The sequence below is a fragment of the Streptomyces sp. NPDC001816 genome (assembly GCF_042892235.1).
GTDB lineage: Bacteria > Actinomycetota > Actinomycetes > Streptomycetales > Streptomycetaceae > Streptomyces.
Genome location: NZ_JBIATY010000001.1, coordinates 585961 through 605996 on the forward strand (window position 1 = coordinate 585961; position 20036 = coordinate 605996).

General features: G+C 71.7%; 16 protein-coding genes. 4 read left to right on the forward strand and 12 right to left on the reverse strand.

What is annotated here, in order from left to right:
• Window positions 1-5: 5 nt before the first annotated feature.
• Window positions 6-1148 (reverse strand): magnesium and cobalt transport protein CorA, encoded by a 1143-nt coding sequence (locus tag ACFYZZ_RS02645; protein WP_389170573.1) that lies wholly within the window; start codon window positions 1146-1148, stop codon window positions 6-8.
• 156 nt (window positions 1149-1304) lie between these two features.
• Here ACFYZZ_RS02645 and ACFYZZ_RS02650 point away from each other — a divergent pair, with 156 nt between their 5' ends.
• Window positions 1305-2414, forward strand: a complete 1110-nt coding sequence (locus tag ACFYZZ_RS02650) for a winged helix DNA-binding domain-containing protein (protein ID WP_389170576.1) — start codon at window positions 1305-1307, stop codon at window positions 2412-2414.
• A gap of 196 nt (window positions 2415-2610) precedes the next feature.
• Here ACFYZZ_RS02650 and ACFYZZ_RS02655 read toward each other — a convergent pair whose 3' ends face one another.
• From ACFYZZ_RS02655 to ACFYZZ_RS02665, 3 genes are all read right to left on the reverse strand, one after another.
• The gene (locus tag ACFYZZ_RS02655) at window positions 2611-3402 is read right to left on the reverse strand and encodes a S1 family peptidase (RefSeq protein WP_389170579.1); all 792 of its coding nucleotides are present in this window, start codon (window positions 3400-3402) and stop codon (window positions 2611-2613) included.
• Window positions 3403-3605: 203 nt separating this feature from the next.
• Complete coding sequence (locus tag ACFYZZ_RS02660) at window positions 3606-6449, reverse strand: ATP-binding protein (protein ID WP_389170582.1); 2844 nt, start codon at window positions 6447-6449, stop codon at window positions 3606-3608.
• Window positions 6450-6621: 172 nt separating this feature from the next.
• On the reverse strand, window positions 6622-7458 hold the full coding sequence (locus ACFYZZ_RS02665) for a response regulator transcription factor (RefSeq protein WP_389170583.1): 837 nt from the start codon (window positions 7456-7458) through the stop codon (window positions 6622-6624).
• A gap of 137 nt (window positions 7459-7595) precedes the next feature.
• Here ACFYZZ_RS02665 and ACFYZZ_RS02670 point away from each other — a divergent pair, with 137 nt between their 5' ends.
• Both ACFYZZ_RS02670 and ACFYZZ_RS02675 read left to right on the forward strand, forming a co-directional pair.
• The gene (locus ACFYZZ_RS02670; RefSeq protein ID WP_389170586.1) at window positions 7596-9269 is read left to right on the forward strand and encodes an AMP-binding protein; all 1674 of its coding nucleotides are present in this window, start codon (window positions 7596-7598) and stop codon (window positions 9267-9269) included.
• A complete protein-coding gene (locus ACFYZZ_RS02675) occupies window positions 9266-10858 on the forward strand; it encodes an AMP-binding protein (RefSeq protein ID WP_389170589.1) in 1593 nt (530 codons plus the stop codon). Before ACFYZZ_RS02670 ends, ACFYZZ_RS02675 begins: the two co-directional genes overlap by 4 nt.
• Window positions 10859-10893: 35 nt before the next feature.
• Here the strand turns inward: ACFYZZ_RS02675 and ACFYZZ_RS02680 are convergent, their stop codons facing one another.
• Window positions 10894-11634, reverse strand: coding sequence for a hypothetical protein (locus tag ACFYZZ_RS02680; RefSeq protein WP_389170592.1), 741 nt, complete (start codon window positions 11632-11634; stop codon window positions 10894-10896).
• A gap of 193 nt (window positions 11635-11827) precedes the next feature.
• On the opposite strand from ACFYZZ_RS02680, the gene gcl reads away from it, so the two are divergent.
• Window positions 11828-13615, forward strand: coding sequence for a glyoxylate carboligase (gene gcl, locus ACFYZZ_RS02685; protein ID WP_386576327.1), 1788 nt, complete (start codon window positions 11828-11830; stop codon window positions 13613-13615).
• A gap of 101 nt (window positions 13616-13716) precedes the next feature.
• Here the strand turns inward: gcl and ACFYZZ_RS02690 are convergent, their stop codons facing one another.
• The 7 genes from ACFYZZ_RS02690 to ACFYZZ_RS02720 all read right to left on the reverse strand — a co-directional run bounded on the left by ACFYZZ_RS02690 (window position 13717) and on the right by ACFYZZ_RS02720 (window position 20036).
• A complete protein-coding gene (locus ACFYZZ_RS02690) occupies window positions 13717-14442 on the reverse strand; it encodes a TIGR04222 domain-containing membrane protein (RefSeq protein ID WP_389170595.1) in 726 nt (241 codons plus the stop codon).
• A 158-nt stretch (window positions 14443-14600) separates the two neighbouring features.
• A complete protein-coding gene (locus ACFYZZ_RS02695) occupies window positions 14601-14834 on the reverse strand; it encodes a hypothetical protein (protein WP_053657434.1) in 234 nt (77 codons plus the stop codon).
• 351 nt (window positions 14835-15185) lie between these two features.
• On the reverse strand, window positions 15186-16643 hold the full coding sequence (locus ACFYZZ_RS02700) for a catalase (protein ID WP_389170599.1): 1458 nt from the start codon (window positions 16641-16643) through the stop codon (window positions 15186-15188).
• 172 nt (window positions 16644-16815) lie between these two features.
• Window positions 16816-17730 (reverse strand): 2-hydroxy-3-oxopropionate reductase, encoded by a 915-nt coding sequence (locus ACFYZZ_RS02705; RefSeq protein WP_389170602.1) that lies wholly within the window; start codon window positions 17728-17730, stop codon window positions 16816-16818.
• 56 nt (window positions 17731-17786) lie between these two features.
• Window positions 17787-18617, reverse strand: a complete 831-nt coding sequence (locus tag ACFYZZ_RS02710; RefSeq protein ID WP_389170605.1) for a TIM barrel protein — start codon at window positions 18615-18617, stop codon at window positions 17787-17789.
• 152 nt (window positions 18618-18769) lie between these two features.
• Window positions 18770-19528: a hypothetical protein gene (locus tag ACFYZZ_RS02715; RefSeq protein WP_389170608.1), complete on the reverse strand. Its 759-nt coding sequence runs from the start codon at window positions 19526-19528 to the stop codon at window positions 18770-18772.
• A gap of 34 nt (window positions 19529-19562) precedes the next feature.
• Window positions 19563-20036: a hypothetical protein gene (locus ACFYZZ_RS02720; protein WP_389170611.1), complete on the reverse strand. Its 474-nt coding sequence runs from the start codon at window positions 20034-20036 to the stop codon at window positions 19563-19565.

Here is a 20036-nt window from a genome sequence, read left to right on the forward strand (position 1 = left end):
ATTACTCAGAGCCAATCCCGGCGCTTGAAGATGATGTACAAACTGATGCAAACAGCCCCCATTAGGGCGATCGCGAAGGGGTATCCGAGCACCCAGTGCAACTCCGGCATGTGTCGGAAGTTCATCCCGTAGATCGTCCCGACCAGCGTCGGCGCGAACAGGATCGCCGCCCACGACGAGATCTTCTTGACCTCCTCGTTCTGCTCGAACCCCGCCTCCGCCAGGGCCCGCATCTCCGCGTTCTGCTGCTGGGTCACCAGGGTCGCGTTGACGGTCAGGATCTCGGTGAGGGCCTGGCGGAAGCCGTCGACCCGTTCGCTGGTGTGGGTGACGTGGTCGGCGACGTCACGGAGGTAGCGCTGGAGTTCCTCGTCGGTCTCGTACTTGGCGAAACCCGCCATGAGGCCGTGCAGCATGCCGACCAGCGGGCGGGTGGCGCGCTGGAACTCGACCATCTCGCGGGAGAGTTCGTAGATACGGCGGGAGACCTCGGGGTCGCCGCGGAAGACCTCGGTCTCGATCTCGTCGATGTCGTTCTGGACGCCGGAGACGACCGGCGCGTAGCCGTCGACCACGGCGTCGAGGATCGCGTACAGGACCGCCTCGGGGCCCAGCTTCAGCAGTTCGGGGGAGTCCTCCATGCGGCGGCGGACCGCGGACAGGTCGGGTGCCGCGCCGTGCCGGACGGTGATGACGAAGTCGGGGCCGACGAAGACGTGCAGCTCGCCGAAGTCGACCTCCTCCGGCGCGTCCAGGTAGCGGGCGGCACGCAGGACGACGAAGAGCGTGTCGCCGTACCGCTCCAGTTTCGGGCGCTGGTGGGCCTCCATCGCGTCCTCGACGGCGAGCGGGTGCAGATCGAACTCGGCGGCCAGGGAGAGAAGTTCCTTCGCCGTGGGCCGGGCGAGGCCGATCCAGGCCATGCCCGAGGGCTGTTCGCGCAGCTCGCGGAAGGTCTCGGCGAGCGTGGCGGGGGAGGAGACACGGACGCCGTCCCGGTACAGCGCCGCCTGGACGACACTGACGGGCTCGGCCGGCTCCGAAGGCTCCGGGGCTGCCGTGGTGGTCTCGGCGGAGGGGGCTGCGGTGACGGCACGGCGCCAGACGGATCTGCGGCCGCCGTTTTTGCCATGGGGGCGCTCGGACATCGGCCGGCCTCTCCGTCGAGCCTGCGTACGGCGTGATCACGAAGCGGAATACGTGCAGGATAGCCGCGGTCTCCCGGTCCGGGCGCCCGGATCCGGTGCTGGGTTCGGTGAGAGTTACGGACAGAAAGTGTCCGCAACCGGCGCTAGCGTGCGGGCATGACGAAGAGCAGCGCGGCGCGGGCTCCCCAGCTGGACACCCGTGCCCTGAACCGTGCCACCCTCGCCCGGCAGCTCCTGCTGCGCCGCTCCCCGCTGTCCGCCGCGGACGCCGTACGGCACCTCCTCGGCCTGCAGGCACAGAACGTCAGACCCCCGTACTACGCCCTCGCCGCCCGCCTCGACGGCTTCGCCCCCGAGCAGCTGTCCGCGCTCCTGGCCGACCGCGCGGCCGTCCGGATCGTCACCCTGCGCTCCACCATCCACACCCACACCGCCGAGGACTGCCTGACCCTCCGGCCGCTCGTCCAGCCCGCCCGGGACCGGGAGCTGACCAACTTCCGCAAGGGCCTCGCCGGAGTCGACCTCGACCGGCTGGCCGCACTCGCCCGGGAGCTGGTCGAGACCGAGCCGCGGACCATGGCCCAGCTGCGCGAGGCGCTCGGCGCCCAGTGGCCGGACGCCGACCCGCAGTCCCTCGGCGTCGCCGCCCGCTGCCGGCTGCCCCTGGTCCAGGTGACCCCACGCGGCCTGTGGGGCCGCAGTGGACAGGTGGCCCTGACGACGGCCGAGCACTGGCTGGGCCGCCCGGCCGAGCCGGCCCCCGCCCCGGACGCCGTGGTCCTGCGCTACCTCGCCGCGTTCGGCCCCGCCTCCGTCAGGGACATGCAGACCTGGGCCGGACTCACCCGGCTCAAGGACGCCTTCGAACGCCTGCGCCCCACGCTCCTCACCTTCCGGGACCCGAACGGAGTCGAACTGTTCGACCTGCCCGACGCGCCCCGACCCGACCCCGACACCCCGGCCCCGCCCCGCTTCCTGCCCGAGTTCGACAACCTGCTCCTCTCCCACGCCGACCGCACCCGCGTCATACCCGCCGAGTACTGGGGCCGCAGCTGGCAGCGCAACCAGGCCTACCGCACCCTCCTCGTCGACGGCTTCCTGGCCGGCCTGTGGAAGCTGGACGGTGACACCCTGGTCATCGAGCCCTTCGGGGAGCTGACGAAGGCTCAACGGGAGGACGTGACCGCGGAGGGCGCCCGGATGCTGGCGACGCTGCACCCGGAGACGTCGTACGACATCCGGTTCGGCACCGTCGTACGGCGCTGAGCCGCCCCCCGGACGTCTCAGCGCCGTACGACGCATGGAGAGGGGGGGGGGGGGGGGGGGGGGGGGGGGGGGGGGCCCCCCCCCCCGGGGGGGGCGGGGGGGGGGGGGGGGGGGGGGGGGGGGCGCCCGCCCCCCCCCCCCCCCCCCCCCCCCCCTGGTATCTACCTGAGGGATGCTCAGGTGTTCTGCTTCCGGGTCACGAGTTGACCTGCGTGGTCACGAGGTTCGAGAAGGTGGTCAGCCGGGTGTACACACCCGGGTGACCGGCCTCCGCGCACCCCTCGCCCCAGGAAGTGATCCCTGCCAGGACGCCCCCGATGAGCAGGGGACCGCCGCTGTCGCCCTGGCAGGTGTCTACGCCGCCGGACGTGTATCCGGCGCAAACCATGTCGGTCTGGACGAAGTCCGAACCGTAGGAGCTCTTACAGCTGGAGTCGGACACGGTCGGGATGGTCGCGGTCCGCAGCTGGTTGGAGGAGCTGCCGTTCTCCGAGGTGGTGCCCCAGCCGAGGATGCGGGCCGTGGTGCCGGCCGCGTACACGCCCGTCTGGGACGAGGTGACGTACTTCGCCGCGGTGTACGGCATCGACGTCGAGAGGGTCAGGACGGCCACGTCGTCGCCGTTGGTGGCGTCGGTGTAGTCCGGGTTGATCCAGATCTTGCTCACCCGGCTGACCGTGCCGTTGGTGCCGTTCAGGTAGGTCCGGCCGCCGACCACACGGACACTGCTGGTCGACTCGCCGATCATGCAGTGCGCGGCCGTCACGACCTTCTTGGCGGCCACCAGGGTGCCGCCGCAGAACTGGCTACCGGACGCGTCCGTGATCTGCATCATGAACGGGTACGCCGAGGTGGTGGTGGTCGTACCGCCCACGATGGGCTGGGGTGCGGCGCTCGCCGTGGGGGAGGCGAACAGCGCGGTCACCGCGGCGGCGGCGGTGGCCACCAGGCTCGCGGCGGTCTTTCTGGCACGTCTTGACCCGAACATGAGTCTCCTCAGTGGGGGTTGCCGGTGGGGGGTCGCGCGGGTGGGTGTTGAGCACGGGGGTCGCGGGACCGACCCCCGTGTGCCCGGGCGAGCGGCACGCCCTTTACGCTAGGACCCGGATCCCTCGGCTCCCAATGAGGGAACCCCCTAGGGGGTTGGGTGAGGGAAAACCCTCGGTCCGGCTCAGTTAACCTGGCGCGCCGTCACTTTGCGCGCCGCGCCGCCGCCAAACGGACGATGTCCACCCGCGAGCGGATCCCCAGCTTGCGGTAGACCCGGGTCAGCGTCGCCTCGACCGTCTTCACACTGACGAACAGCCGGGACGCGATCTCCCTGTTCGTGGCGCCCTCCATGACGAGCGCGGCGACCTGACGCTCCATCGCGGCCAGGCCCGCGAGCGCGTCGAGCCCGTCCAGCGTGTCCGGCACGGCGAGGGCCGGCTCGGGCTCCGGGGCGGTGCGGGCCTCGTCCACCTGGCGCAGCCACGGTAGCGCGCGGCAGCGGCGGAACAGCCGGGTCGCCTCGTCGTACGCCGTCGACCTGCGCGGGCCGCCCTCCGGGCGCCGGGTGCGCAGCTGGGCCAGCGCGAACGCGGCCCGGGCCTCCTCCAGGCCGTAGCCGAGCTTCGCGAGCCGGTCCTGAGCGGACGTCAACTGGGCGACGGCCGCCTCGTGGTCGCCGTGCGCGGCGCGCACCAGCGCCTGAGCACGGTCGAGCACGGCGATGACGCTCTCCCGGCCGAGCCTGAGGGCGTGCTCGCGGCTGGCGTCGATGACGTCCTGCGCCTCGGCCGGCTCACCGATGCGGACCAGCGCCTCGGCGAGGTCGCCGTGCCAGCGGCCGCGCGCCGGGTCGGTGATGCCGAGGTCAAGCTCCAGGCGGCGCACCCGGCGCAGCGACCGCACCGTGCCCGCCGGATCGCCGGCCACCAACTGGGCGTACCCGAGCGCGGCCAGCGCCCGGGACAGGTACATCTGGTCGCCGTCCTCCTCGGCGTGCTCCACCGCCTCCCGGGCCAGGGCCAGCGCCCGGTCCACGTCCCCGCCGGAAGCCTCCGCGAGCGAGGTGAGCATCGCCGAGGCGGTCTCGCCGATCCCGGAGTCCCGGGCGAGCCGCAGGCTGTCGCGGGCCAGCTCCAGGGCGCGGCCGCAGTGCCCGGCGTGCAGCTCGGTCTCCGCGAGGCCGCGCAGGAAGTGCACCTCGCTCTCCACCGAGCCGCGCCTGCGCACCTCGCGCAGCAGCGCGGTGACCGTCGCCCGGGCCTCGGTCAGCTGGTCGCCCATGACCAGCCAGCGGAACCGGGCGCTGCCCGCGCCGTTGTGGTGGCAGGCCACCATCGGGTCCTGGGGCTCCTTCAGGGCGCGCTTGATGGTCCGGGGGGCCTCCGGATGGCCCATCAGGGTCTCGGTCTGCGCCTGGAAGGCGAGGGAGAGCAGCTCGGTGCGCCGGTCGCCGCCGCGCTCGGCCAGCTCGGCGGCGTGCGCGGCCGCCTCGCGGGCCTCGGTGAAGTCGCCCTCCACGATCAGCGCCCGCCAAGCCAGTTGGTAGTGGACGAGGGCCAGCAGCCGCGGGTCGTCGCCGGCGTCGGCGAGGGCCTGCGGGAAGACGGCGTCGACCTCGGCCATGGTGTGGCCGGCGGTGTCGATGACGTAGATCCAGGCCCGTACCCGGTCGGCGGGCACGGTCGCCCGGGTGAGCACCTCGCGGGCGATGTCCCGGGCCAGGTCGAGATCGCCCGCGGTGATCGCGTCCTCGGCCGCCTGCAGCCGCCGCTCCTCGGGGCCGGGCGCGCTGTCGGCGGGGGTGTGCCGGGCGGCGAGGAGCCCCAGCTGGGCGGCGACCGACGGGGCGCCCCGGTCCCGGGCGAGGGCCGCGGCCTCGGCGAGCCGGGCGGCCACCTCGGGGTCGGTGCCGGTGGTGGCGAGGGCGAGGTGCCGGGCCCGTTCGATCGGGTCGGAGGCGGCGGTGGACAGGGCCGCGTGCGCGGCCCGCCGTTCCTGTGCAGGTGCCTCCGCGTACAGCGCGGCGGATATGAGCGGGTGCGCGAACCGTACGGCCGGTGCGTCCGGTTCGGTGGCGAGCAGCCCGAGTTCGGCGGCCTGGGCGCACTCGGCCTCGGCGTTCTCCCGGCCGGCCGCGTGCAGCAGCGCCGGGGTGGGGCGGGCGCCGGCGCTGGCCACCAGCAGGGTGCGGCGGGCCTCGACCGAGAGCATGTCCAGGCGGCTGAGCACCAGGGCGCGCAGCGAGGTCGGCACCGGCAGCGGCTCGCCGGGCCGGGGCGGGGTGGGGCTGTCGGCGAGGGCGCGGCCCAGCTCCAGGGCGAACAGCGGGTTGCCGCCGCTGGTGCGGTGGATCTCGCGCACCGTGGAGCGGGGCAGGCTGCCGTGGCCGCGGTGGTCGAGCAGTTTGGCCACCTGGGTGCGATTGAGCGGGCCGAGCCGGACGGCGAGCGTGTCCGGCGGGCAGGCGCGCAGATGGCGGTCGTACTCCTGGCTCTCCTGGCCCTCCGTGCGCACCGCGCACAGCAGCTGCACCGGGGTGCCCTCCAGGCGGCGGGCGGCGAAGCCGAGCAGCTCGGCGCTGGCCGGATCCAGCCACTGCAGGTCGTCGGCGACGACCAGGACCGGTCCCCGGGCGGCGAGCGCGCGCAGCGCGGAGAGCACCGCGAGGCGCAGGGCGAGGCCGTCGCGCTGGAGGCTGGACTCGCCGCGTCCGGTGAGCGCCGACTCCAGGGCGGTGCGCTGGGCGGCGGGCAGCCGCGGGGAGACGTCGTCGAGGACCAGTCCGAGGAGGTCGGCGAGGGCCAGGAAGGGGAGGTGGGATTCGGACTCGGTGGCGGAGCAGCGCAAGACGGTGCGCGCGGCGGCGCCGTATTCCTCGGCCAATGCCCGCAGGACGGTGGATTTCCCTATTCCGGCGGGGCCGTGCAGGAGCACACTGCCGCCCGAGCCCAGTTGGTCACGGGCCGCAGCGAACAGCTCCTCGCGGCCGATGAGCAGGTCGGGGCGGCATCGGGCAGGCTCCTGGAAGTCCCGTCGCACGGTCACCGCTCCCCTCCTGTGTCGTGTCCGAGCCAAATTCTAAGCAACAATCCTTTAAATTCGGACGGAAGCCGTGGTGAGGGAAATAACAAACGGTCACGCATAGGTAAATTCAAAGCGACGTCGCCTGAATGGGAAAGGTTCCTTACGGCTGCTGTGAAGAGCCTCACGGGCCCGCCTACGGCAGCAGTCCCGCCCGCCTCGCCGCGGTCACCGCCTCCCCTCGTGTGTGTGCGCCCAGCTTCCGCATCGCCGAGCGCAGATACCCTTTCACCGTCTCCGGGCGCAGGCCCAGCCGTTCGGCCACGGCCGCGTTCGTGGCGCCCGCCGCCACCCAGGACAGCACGTCCAGCTCGCGTGGCGCCAGGCTCGCGCCCCCGGCGGGGCGAGGTACGGCCAGCAGCCCACAGGCGGCGAGCAGTTCGGCGCGCAGGCCCGGGTCGGCGATCCGGGGCGCCAGCGCGCGCAGCGCCGCATGGACCTCGCGCACCTGCTCCCAGGCGGCACCCTGCCCCTCGGGCCCGTCGGCGGGCTCCGGCCGGGCCGCCGCCAGCAGTACCCGCGCCTCGTCCCGCACCACCAGCGCCTGCTCCACGTCCCGTGCCACCGCCACCGCCTCGCCCAGCGTGCGGTCGCCCAGCGGCTGGGCCGACCGCAGCGCGCCGTACAGCACCCCGCGCACCCGCCGCCGTACGACGAGCGGCACCGCGAGCACCGAGCGGATGCCCTCGGCGGCCACCGGGACGTCGTACTCGTGGCTGATCTGCCGGGAGCTGGAGTAGTCCGTGACCGCGCACGGCCGGGCCAGCGCGACCGCCTTGCCGCCCAGCCCGTTGCCGGAGGTCACCGCGAGCGAGCTGAGGGCGGCGGTGGCCGTGCCGCTCAGCTCGCTGATGCGGATCTGCGGCCGGCCGTACTCGACCAGGCCACCGAAGGCGACCGGAAGCCCGGTGGTGCGCCGCAGCCGGACCAGCGCACCGCGTATCTCCACCGCCGCCACGCCCTGTGCTGACACCCCTGACACCTCTTCACTCCTTCGGTGCGGTCACGTGGGGGGACCACACCCCCGTTCGGGGGTAGTGAGACCTGCATCACGGATTAGACGATGCCAGAGAGCCGCCCGGCAATGGTCCGGAACAGTAGGAGGAACCGATGACGACGGCGACCGAGGTCTTCAGGAGTGCCCGGGACTTCCTGCTGGAGCACCGCGAGGACTACGCCACCGCCCACGAGGGCTTCACCTGGCCGCGGCCCGAGCACTTCAACTGGGCGCTGGACTGGTTCGACGTGATCGCCGACGGCAACGACCGGACCGCCCTGCACATCGTCGAGGAGGACGGCACCGAGACCCGGCTGTCCTTTGCCGAGATGGCCGAGCGCTCGAACCGGGTCGCGAACCACCTGCGCGCGCGGGGCGTCGCCGCCGAGGACCGCATCCTCGTCATGCTCGGCAACCAATCCGAGCTGTGGGAGACCGCGCTGGCCGCGATGAAGCTGCGCGCCGTCGTCATCCCGGCCACCCCGCTGCTCGGCCCCGCCGACCTGCGCGACCGGGTCGAGCGCGGCCGGGTGAAGCATGTGCTGGTACGGGCCGAGGACGCCGCCAAGTTCGTGGACGTGCCCGGCGCCTACACCAGGATCGCGGTCGGCGGGGTGCCGCAGGAGGGCTGGGAGGCGTACGAGGACGCGTACACCGCCCCCGCCGAGTTCACCCCCGACGGGCCCACGCTGGCCGACGACCCGCTGATGCTGTACTTCACCTCCGGCACGACCGCCCGCCCCAAGCTGGTCGAGCACACCCACACCTCGTACCCCATCGGCCACCTGGCCACCATGTACTGGATCGGCCTCAGGCCCGGTGACGTGCACCTGAACATCTCCTCGCCCGGCTGGGCCAAGCACGCCTGGTCCAACCTGTTCGCCCCCTGGAACGCCGAGGCGACCGTCTTCATCCACAACTACGCGCGCTTCGACGCGGGCCGGCTGATGGCCGAGATGGACCGGGCCGGGGTGACCACCTTCTGCGCCCCGCCGACCGTGTGGCGCATGCTCATCCAGGCCGACCTGAGCCAGCTCGCCACCCCGCCCCGCGAGGTCGTCGCGGCGGGCGAACCGCTCAACCCTGAGGTCATCGAGCAGGTCCGCCGGGCCTGGGGCGTCACCATCCGGGACGGCTTCGGACAGACCGAGACCGCCGTCCAGGTCTCCAACAGCCCCGGCCAGCTCCTGAAGACCGGCTCCATGGGCCGGCCCAGCCCCGGCTACCGCGTGGAACTCCTCGACCCGGTCTCCGGCGCCCCCGGCGCCACCGAGGGCGAGATCGCCCTCGACCTGTCCGAGCGCCCGGTGGGCCTGATGACCGGCTACCACGGCGACCCCGACCGCACCGCCGAGGCCATGGCCGGCGGCTACTACCGCACCGGCGACATCGCCTCCCGGGACGAGGACGGCTACCTGACGTACGTCGGCCGCGCCGACGACGTCTTCAAGGCCTCCGACTACAAGATCAGCCCGTTCGAGCTGGAGAGTGCGCTGCTGGAGCACGAGGCGGTCGCCGAGGCCGCGGTCGTGCCCGCACCGGACGAGCTGCGCCTGGCCGTGCCCAAGGCGTACATCGTCCTCGCCGAGGGCTGGCAGCCCGGACCCGACACCGCGAAGGTGCTGTTCGAGCACTCCCGTGAGGTCCTCGCCCCCTACAAGCGCATCCGCCGCCTGGAGTTCGGCGCCCTGCCCAAGACCGTCTCCGGCAAGATCCGCCGGATCGAGCTGCGCGAGGCCACGGCCGCGGGCTCGCAGGACGAGTACCGCGAGGAGGACTTCCGGTGACCTCGGAATCGTCGTACACGCACGGCACGAGCGGGACGGCCCTGCTCGGTGACACGATCGGCGCCAACCTGGACCGGGCCGTCGCCGCCTGGCCGGACCGCGAGGCGCTCGTCGACGTGCCGTCGGGGCGGCGCTGGACGTACGCCGAGTTCCGCGCGGACGTGGACGCGCTGGCGTACGCGCTGCTGGCGAGCGGGGTCGCCAAGGGCGACCGGGTGGGCATCTGGGCGGTCAACTGCGCCGAGTGGGTACTGGTCCAGTACGCCACCGCCCGCATCGGCGCGATCATGGTCAACATCAACCCGGCCTACCGTACCCACGAGGTCGAGTACGTCCTCAACCAGGCCGGAATCTCCCTGCTGTTCGCGTCCCTCAGCCACAAGACCAGCGACTACCGGGCGATGGTGGAGGAAGTACGGGGCAGGTGCCCCGAGTTGCGGGAGACCGTGTACATCGGCGACCCGAGCTGGGAGGCGTTGCTCGGCCGCGCGAACCCGGACGTCCCGTTCGAGGTCCTGTCCTGCGACGACCCCATCAACATCCAGTACACCTCGGGCACCACAGGGTTCCCCAAGGGGGCCACCCTCTCGCACCACAACATCCTCAACAACGGCTACTTCGTGGGTGAGTCGATCGCCTACACCGAGCAGGACCGCATCTGCATCCCGGTGCCCTTCTACCACTGCTTCGGCATGGTGATGGGCAACCTCGCGGCGACCTCGCACGGCGCCTGCATGGTCATCCCGGCGCCGTCCTTCGACCCGAAGGCCACGCTGGAGGCGGTCCAGCAGGAGCGCTGCACGTCCCTGTACGGCGTCCCGACCATGTTCATCGCGGAGCTGAACCTCCCCGACTTCGCGTCGTACGACCTCTTGTCCCTGCGCACCGGCATCATGGCGGGCTCGCCCTGCCCGGTCGAGGTGATGAAGCGGGTGGTCGCCGAGATGCACATGGAGGAGGTGTCCATCTGCTACGGCATGACGGAGACCTCCCCGGTCTCCCTGCAGACACGGATCGACGACGACCTGGAGCACCGCACCGGCACCGTGGGCCGTGTCCTGCCGCACCTGGAGGTGAAGATCGTCGACCCGGCGGACGGCGTGACGCAGCCCCGGGGCGTCGCGGGCGAGCTGTGCACCCGCGGCTACAGCGTGATGCTCGGCTACTGGAACGAGCCCGAGAAGACCGCCGAGGCCGTCGACCCCGGGCGCTGGATGCACACCGGTGACCTGGCGGTGATGCGCGAGGACGGGTACGTGGAGATCGTCGGCCGGATCAAGGACATGATCATCCGGGGCGGCGAGAACATCTACCCGCGCGAGATCGAGGAGTTCCTCTACGCCCACCCGAAGATCCGGGACGTGCAGATCGTCGGGGTGCCGCACGAGAAGTACGGCGAGGAGGTCCTCGCCTGCGTGATCCCGCAGGACGCGGCCGACCCGCTCACCCTGGAGGACCTGCGCACCTTCTGCCAGGGCAGGCTCGCCCACTACAAGATCCCGAGCCGGCTGCAGATCCTCGACGCCTTCCCGATGACCGTGTCCGGGAAGGTGCGCAAGGTGGAGCTGCGGGAGAAGTACGGGATCTAGGTGTATTGATCACGAGCGTCCCTGGACCCTGGCGGTCAGACCACGCCCGACCGGGCGAGTTTCCGGCCCGGACCGTTCACCGGGGTCGGGGTGCCCGTGAGGTCGAGGACGAACAGGGGGACGCCCAGCGTGTCGGCGCGAGCGCGGGCGTCCTCGGCGTATCCGGCCAGGGAGAAGTAGACACAGCCCGCCGACTCCGTCATGGCCGTCAGCCACAGGCACTCCACGTCCCGCAGCGAGGCCGGGCGCACGGCGGGGTCCACCTGGGCGACCAGGCCGTGCGCGGCCAGGCCTATGCCGGACGGGGGCCGCTGGTCGGCGCGGCGGATGTCCCGGTAGCCGAGCCAGCGTAAATACAGCGCGGTGACGGTGACGGCGTCCCGTGCGGTGCGGATGGTGACGGGCTGGAACGGGATCCGTCCGTCGTACCGCGGGGTGGCGGCTCCCGGCCGTGGTGCGGCCGGCGCCGGGGTGTCACTCGGCACGGCCGCACCCGGGCGTGCCCCCGGTGAGGGTGCGTCGCTCACCGGAATGCGCAGGACCGTGCCGCACGGGCAGCCCAGCTCCGGGTGCGGCAGCTGATTGGTGCGCCGGCAGGCGGTGCAGCGCACGGTGACCCAGTCCTCGTCCCAGGTGCGGTGCGCGAGTACGGCCGGCGCGGCCGCCGGGTCCAGCCGCGGGGCGCACGGCCTGCCGCAGGCGCAGGGATACGGCGGCGCGGTGTAGACGTGCTCGCGCCGACAGGCCGGACAGCGCACCGGCACGCTCTCGGGCATGGCCACTCCAGGCGTCGCATCGGGACTGCGCCCCATCGTGCTCCTGTCGGACCCTCCTTGTCCCTCTCTTGACGGTCTTCGGTGACCCCCCTACATTGATTTCAGATAGTAGAAATTACTTTCCGCAATACGGAAGTACTCGCCGCGGGGCGCGACGGGAGTACGCATCCGACAGCCGAAGCAGGAGTACTCGATGGCTCGTATGACCGCTGCCCGCGCGGCAGTTGAGATCCTCAAGCGCGAGGGCGTCACGGACGCCTTCGGTGTGCCGGGCGCGGCGATCAACCCCTTCTACAAGGCGCTGAAGGAGGGCGGCGGGATCAACCACACGCTCGCCCGCCACGTCGAGGGCGCCTCGCACATGGCCGAGGGGTACACCCGGACCAGGCCGGGCAACATCGGCGTCTGCATCGGCACCTCGGGCCCCGCCGGCACCGACATGATCACCGGCCTGTACTCGGCCATCGGCGACTCCATCCCGATCCTGTGCATCACGGGCCAGGCGCCCACGAGCGTGATCCACAAGGAGGACTTCCAGGCCGTCGACATCGCCTCGATCGCCAAGCCGGTCACCAAAATGGCGGTCACCGTCCTGGAGGCCGCGCAGGTCCCCGGCGTCTTCCAGCAGGCCTTCCACCTGATGCGCTCCGGCCGGCCCGGCCCGGTCCTCATCGACCTGCCGATCGACGTCCAGCTCACCGAGATCGAGTTCGACCCGGAGACGTACGAGCCGCTCCCGGTCTACAAGCCGGCCGCGACCCGCGCCCAGATCGAGAAAGCCCTCTCCTTCCTCCTGGCGTCCGAGCGCCCGGTCCTCGTCGCCGGCGGCGGCATCATCGGCGCCGACGCCGCCGACCTGCTGGTCGAGTTCGCCGAGCTGACCCAGACCCCGGTCATCCCGACCCTGATGGGCTGGGGCACCCTGCCCGACGACCACGAGCTGAACGCCGGCATGGTCGGCGTCCAGACCTCGCACCGCTACGGCAACGCGAACTTCCTGGAGTCCGACTTCGTCCTCGGCATCGGCAACCGCTGGGCCAACCGCCACACCGGCTACAAGCTCGACGTCTACCGCCAGGGCCGCAAGTTCGTCCACGTCGACATCGAGCCCACCCAGATCGGCAAGATCTTCCCGCCGGACTACGGTGTCGTCTCCGACGCCAAGGCCGCGCTGGAGCTGTTCGTCGAGGTGGCGAAGGAGCTGAAGGCCGAGGGCAGGCTGCCCGACCGCGCCGACTGGGTCGCCTCGACGCAGGAGCGCAAGGCGACGCTGCTGCGCCGTACCCACTTCGACAACGTGCCGATGAAGCCGCAGCGCGTGTACGAGGAGATGAACAAGGCCTTCGGACCGGAGACCCGGTACGTCACCACGATCGGCCTCTCCCAGATCGCCGGCGCGCAGATGCTGCACGTCTACAAGCCGCGTCACTGGATCAACTGCGGCCAGGCCGGCCCGCTCGGCTGGACCATCCCGGCCGCGATCGGCGTCGCCAAGGCCGACCCCCAGTCCCCGGTCGTCGCCCTCTCCGGCGACTACGACTTCCAGTTCCTGATCGAGGAGCTGGCGGTCGCCGCCCAGCACAGGATCCCCTACGTCCACGTTCTCGTGAACAACGCCTACCTGGGCCTGATCCGTCAGGCGCAGCTCGGCCTGGACATCAACTTCCAGGTCAACCTGGAGTTTGAGAACATCAACACTCCGGAGATCGGCGTCTACGGCGTCGACCACGTCAAGGTCGCCGAGGGCCTGGGCTGCAAGGCGATCCGGGTCACCGAGCCGGACCAGCTGGGCGCCGCCTTCGAGCAGGCGAAGAAGCTGGCCGCCGAGTACCAGGTGCCGGTCGTCGTCGAGGCGATCCTGGAGCGCATCACCAACATCTCGATGAGTCGGACGATGGACATCAGCGACATCTCCGAGTTCGAGGACCTGGCCACCGAGCCCGGCCACGCGCCGACGTCGATCAAGCCGCTGAAGGTCTGATCCGGCACAGCGCGCGAGAACACGCCAGGGGCGGTCCGTCCGAGCGGGACGGGCCGCCCCTTCCACGTGTCCGCGGACGCAAGGGGCCGCCAGGGCGGCTCTCAGTCGAAGCCTCCGCCTCCCCATCCGCCGCCGTAGTCGTGGCCGTAGTCGTGGCCGCCATGCGCGTGGCCGCCGTGGCTGCTGTGGCCGCCGTGTGTGCCGCCACTGGCATCGCGGTCGTCGCCGCCCCAGCCGGTCAGGCCCTTGTCGCCGGCGATGCCGCGGACGCCGCCGCCCCGGCCGAACGGGAAGAGGCCCTCGTCCGCGAGCGCGCCACGGCCGGTGAGGCCGGAATCGCGGGCGAAACCCGGCAGCAGAGCCGTGAGGGCCCGCGCGCCGTACAGTGCGACGGCGATCAGCACCTCCTCCTCCGCCAAGCCGTCGCGGCCGTCGCGGCCCTCCGGGAGCGGGTGGTGCTCGCGCAGTTCCGCCAAGTAGCGGCGGGCGGCTCGCGTGCGGCCGGGCGGGAGGGCCCGCAGCAGGCCCGTCGCCGCGAGTTCGGCCCGCATCCCGGCCAGGGCCCGCCGCACCACCGCCCTGCCGGGCAACTCCCGCGGCCCGGCGGGCCGGTAGAGACCCGTGCGTACCGCCTTCTCCAGGGGATGGCGGAAGGACACGGCGTTCCCCGCCCTGGACCCGGACTTCCGCAGGGTGCCCGGCCGGCCGGCTTCGACCGCGCCGCGCAGATGCAGTCCGACCACGGCGACGGTCACGGCGGCGCGGTCGCCGCCCCGCAGCAGGGCGACCGCGCAAGGGTCCGGCGGAATCGACGTCGTACGGTCCATGAGGCACCCCCCGTACGGGACCCGCCGCCCCCGTGCCGGCGGGCCCCGTGTCGGTGTTGTGCCCGCCGGTGCCGGTTGTCGAAGCCTCTCTCGCGGTGTTCAGAGGTTGATTTGAGGATTGCGTAGGCCGGGTACGGCCGCTGTCGTACCCGCCTTCCCTAGACCTCGTGCTCGGACAGGCCCGGCCAGTCGTCGGGCCCGCCGCCCTGCCACTCGATGAGGTCGCTCTCCTCGACCTCGATGCGGTCCAGGTCGGCCAGCCGCAGGATCTCGACGACGTCGTCCAGGTGGGAGGCGAGCCCCAGGGTCACGTCCCCCTCGGTGACGCGCCGGGAGCCGTCGAGGGCCGGAGCGTGGACCACGATGTGCGGGTACTGCGTCGGATTGCCCATGGGATCAGCGTCCTGCGGAAGCGGCGGGAGCGCACCCCCGGAGCCCGGACAGCACGAGAGCGCCCCCTGTGACCAGGGGGCGCTCTCGGTGCCGTGTTCCGTGTGATGGCCGTCCGACGGTGCGAGGCTGGGCGTGCCAGGACATTCGCGCCGCCGGACGGAGCCGGTGTGGGCTGGGACCGCGACGGATGCGACGGAGCCGGGCGCCCTCCCCTCTGGTCGAGAAGGGGACTCGGATCCTTCACCACCGCACTGGCTCACACGCCGCCGCGGTCCTCGCCCTGCCCGCGAGCTGTTCCGACCGGCCACCCCTCATCCGGGCCGTTCGGCTGCCGCGGGCCGTCCGTGGCCTCAGTCCTCGCGCAGGGCGCGGACCGCCTCCTCGACGCGCTTGCCGTACTCGGGGTCGGCGGCGTGGAAGTGGGCCAGGTTCTTCGCGATCACGTCCTCGCGGGAGACCTGCGAGAGGCCGCCGGCGATGTTCGCGATCAGGCGGGACTTCTCCTCCTGCGACATCAGGCGGTACAGCTCGCCCGCCTGGTAGAAGTCGTCGTCCTTGGTGTGCAGCGGGGCCTCGTGGGTGCCGGTGTGGCCCGAGACCGCCAGCGGGGCCGACAGCGGGCGGCCGGTCTCCACCGGGCCGTCGTACGAGTTCGGCTCGTAGTTCTTGGCGTGGCGGCCCTGGGCGTTGGACGCCATGAGGCCGTCGCGGCCGTAGTTCTGCGCGGTCGTCGCCTTCGGGGCGTTGACCGCGAGCTGGGTGTGGTTGACGCCCAGGCGGTAGCGGTGGGCGTCCGCGTAGGCGAACAGCCGGCCCTGGAGCATCTTGTCGGGGGAGGGGCCGATGCCCGGAACGAAGTTGTTCGGGGAGAACGCGGCCTGCTCGACCTCGGCGAACACGTTGTCCGGGTTGCGGTCCAGGACCAGGCGGCCGACGCGCTGCAGCGGGTAGTCGTTGTGCGGCCAGACCTTGGTCAGGTCGAAGGGGTTGAAGCGGAAGTTCGCCGCCTCGGCCGCCGGCATGATCTGGACGTACAGGGTCCAGGACGGGTGCACCCCGCGTTCGATGGCCTGCAGCAGGTCCGTCTGGTGCGAGTTGGGGTCCTTGCCGGCCTGCTCGGCGCCCTGCTCGGCGGAGAGGCAGCGGATGCCCTGGTCCGTCTTGAAGTGGTACTTGACGAAGAAGGCCTCGCCCTCGGCGTTCGTCCACTGGTAGGTGTGCGAGCCGTAGCCGTTCATGTGGCGGTACGACGCCGGGATGCCGCGGTCGCCCATCAGCCAGGTCACCTGGTGCGTGGCCTCCGGGGCGTGCGCCCAGAAGTCCCAGACGTTGTCCGGCTCCTGCTTGCCGGTGAACGGGTCCCGCTTCTGCGAGTGGATGAAGTCGGGGAACTTGATCGGGTCCTTGATGAAGAACACCGGGGTGTTGTTGCCGACGAGGTCGTAGTTGCCCTCCTCGGTGTAGAACTTCACCGCGAAGCCGCGCGGGTCACGGACCGCGTCCGCGCCGCCGAGGGAGTCGGCGACCGTCGAGAAGCGCACGAACACCTCGGTGCGCTTGCCGATCGCGTTCAGGAAGTCGGCGTGGGTGAAGCCGGTGACGTCGTCCGTCACCTCGAAGCGGCCGTACGCGCCGGAGCCGCGGGCGTGCACCACACGCTCCGGGATCCGCTCGCGGTTGAAGCGCGCCAGCTTCTCCAGGAGGTGCTGGTCCTGGAGCAGAAGCGGGCCGCCTGCGCCGGCGGAGGCGGAGTTCTGGTTGTCGGCGACTGGGGCGCCGGACTCTGTCGTCAGCACGCGCTTCGACATCAGGGACCTTCCGTGCGGGAGTCAGCGGAAATCTGTTTCCGCTTTGTGGAGCCTAAAAGTGGGGCGATCCGAGCGTCAACAGTTTGTTGAAGCTGATTCCGGGTCGCGGTGCCGCCTGGGCGCGACAGGACAGTTGTCAGCGGCACCGCGGCCCGGAAGCCTCAGGAGGCCGTCAGACCTGGGCGCCGGACAGGCGCTCCACGGCCCGCAGCAGGGCCGAGTGGTCCAGGCCGCCGTCGCCCTGGGCGCGCAGCGAGGCGACCAGTTGGGCGACCACGGCACCGACCGGCAGGGCGGCGCCGACGTTGCGGGCGGCGTCGGTGACGATGCCCATGTCCTTGTGGTGCAGGTCGATGCGGAAGCCCGGCTTGAAGTCGCGGTTCAGGAAGTTGTCCTTCTTGCGCGTCAGCACGGTCGAGCCCGCGAGGCCGCCGCCCAGGACGTCCAGCGCGGCCTGCAGGTCCACGCCCGACTTCTCCAGGAAGACCACGGCCTCGGCGCAGGCCTGGATGTTCACGGCCACGATCAGCTGGTTGGCCGCCTTCACGGTCTGGCCGGAGCCGTGCGGCCCGCACAGCACAATGGTCTTGCCCAGCGCGTCGAAGATCGGCTTGGCCTGGTCGAAGTCGGCCTGCTCACCGCCGACCATGATCGACAGTACGGCCTCGACGGCGCCGGCCTCACCGCCGGAGACGGGGGCGTCGAGGACGCGGATGCCCTTCTCCTTGGCGTTCTTCGCGAGGTCCACCGAGGTCTGCGGGGTGATCGAGGACATGTCGATCAGCAGGGCGCCCTGCTTCGTGTTCTCCAGGATGCCGTCGGGGCCGTAGGCGATGGCCTCGACCTGCGGTGAGGCGGGCACCATCGTGATCACCACGTCGGCATCGCGCACGGCCTCGGCGATCGAGCCGGCCGCGGTGCCGCCGGCGGCCGCCAGACGGTCCAGCTTGTCCTGCTCCAGGGTGAAGCCGGTGACGTCGTAACCCGCCTTGATCAGGTTCTCGGACATGGGGGAGCCCATGATGCCGAGGCCGATCCAGGCGATCGCAGGGCGGGCCGGGCGGGAGGAATCTGCAAGATTGCTCATCAGGGGTGCCTCTCTAACTGCTGTGCAAAGTCAGGGGGGTTCGGCGCGTCAGCGCGTCAACGCGCTTCGCGCGGGAGCCACTCGAAGGACTCGGCGCTCGGGCGGTCGCCGGCCTTGTACTCCAGGCCGACCCAGCCGTCGTAACCGGCCTTCTTCAGCTGGTCGAGCAGCTCCTCCAGCGGGAGCGAACCCGTCCCGGGGGCGCCGCGGCCGGGGTTGTCGGCGATCTGGACGTGGCCGGTCTTCGCCGCGTACTGCTCGATGACCGAGGGCAGGTCCTCGCCGTTCATGGACAGGTGGTAGAGGTCCATCAGGAACTTGGCGTTCCCGAGGCCCGTCGCCGCGTTGACCTTGTCCACGATCTCGATCGCCTTGGGTGCGCTCACGATCGGGCACTTCGGCGACTCGGGCTGGTTCAGGGCCTCGATCAGGATGATCGCGCCGACCCGGTCGGCCGCGCGGGCCGCGAGGGTGAGGTTCTCCAGGGCGAGCGCGTCCTGCTCGGCCGGATCCACGCCCTCGACCCGGTTGCCGTACAGCGCGTTGAGCGCCTTGCAGCCGAGGGAGGCCGCGAAGTCCGCCGCCACGTCGATGTTGGCGCGGAACTTCTCCGACTCCTCACCCGGGATCGACAGGGCGCCGCGGTCCGGGCCCGGCAGCTGTCCGGCGTAGAAGTTCAGCCCCGTGAGCTGGACGCCCGCGTCCTCGATCGCCTTCTTCAGGGCGTCCAGCTCGGACTGCTCGGGGGTGGGGGAGTCGACCCAGGGCCACCACAGCTCGACCGCCGTGAAGCCCGCCGCGGCGGCGGCCGCGGGGCGCTCCAGGAGCGGGAGTTCCGTGAAGAGGATCGACAGGTTGACGTTGAAGCGCTGGTCTGCAAATCCCATTCGGGCCGCGCTCCCTTCCGTTTAGTGATTCCGTATCGCGGAAGTTCGTTTCTGCGTAATGGAAGATTGCCTGCGATCGTGGGTGACTGTCAAGACCGGCCACGAAAAAGTGCCCCCGCGCGGGCTGCGCGGGGGCACTTGCGGTGGCCTGGTCAGAGGGCGTCCACGCCACTCACCTTCCAGCCGTCGGAGGTACGGGCGAGCGTCATCCGCACCCGGTTGAGGTCCAGGCGGGAGCCCGACACCTGGGTGCTCTGCGTGACCTGGTTGACGAAGAGCAGGACGACCACCTTGTCCGGTGCGGCGGACACGACGGAGACCGCGGGCGCGCCGCCGTCCGTGGGCGCCGCCACCGCCGCCTTCACCACGCCGTGGTACTTCCTCGCGGTCGGCCCGACCACCGTCCTCGTGGTCTTGCCGTACTGGTCGTGGAACGCACCCGTCAGCAGGGCACGGGCCCGGGCGAAGTCGCGGTCCAGGTGCCGGTAGTCGTACGACAGCACGACCGGCGCGGCCTTCCGGGCGGCGGCCAGGGCCTCGGCGCGCGCCCGTGCGGTCTGCTGTCCCTGCCGGTACTGCCACCCGAGTACGGCGGCCACGGCCAGGGCTGCCGCGAGCGCGAGGCAGAGCGCTGCCGTGAGCAGCCTCCGGAGGCCGGGCGGGCGCGCGGGCGCGCTCTCCTGCTCGTCGGTCTCCGGCTCCTCCGCCGCCGGCTTCGGCTCCGGCGGGTCGTCCCAGCCGCCCCGGGGCTCGATGAGCACGGTGCGTCCCGAGGGCCGTCCCTCGGCCTGCGGGGCGGTCTCGTCGTGCTCCGGCCGCCTGGCGCGCTTGGCCGCCGCGCGGGCGGCCGCGGTCATGGTGCGGCGGGCCGGGGAGCCGGTGCCGCGGGTTCGGGTGGTCGGGTTCGCCACGGTGTCTCTCCTCACTGCGTGCCTCACTGCCGGGTCAGCCCACGAACTCGACGTCGGAGGTCAGCCAGCGGCCGTCCACCCGGACGAGGTCGAGCTGGAGCCGGTAGGTGCGCGCCTGTCCCTCGGGCGCGGCGGTGTTGGTCACCTTGCTGTCGGCCACGACCAGGACCCGGGCCGAGCGCTCGTCGGACCGCACGATGCCGGCCTCCAGGACCTGCCCCTCGGACACCGACTTGTTCTGCGCGACCAGCCGGGTGAGCTGAGCGGTCTGTGCGGCGAACTGCTTCTTGAAGTCGCCGGTGGCGCCCTTCAGCACGTTGCCGCTGTCCCGGCCGTAGTGCCGGTAGTCGAGCGAGGTGAAGTTCAGCGCCGACTGGCGGGCCGCCGCCAGGACGTCCTGGCGGCGCTGCTGCGCCGCATGCTGGTCGGACAGCCGCAGCCCCAGCCAGACGGACAGCGCGGTCGCCAGGACGGTCGCGGCGACGAGCCCCACCCACAACGGCCTCAT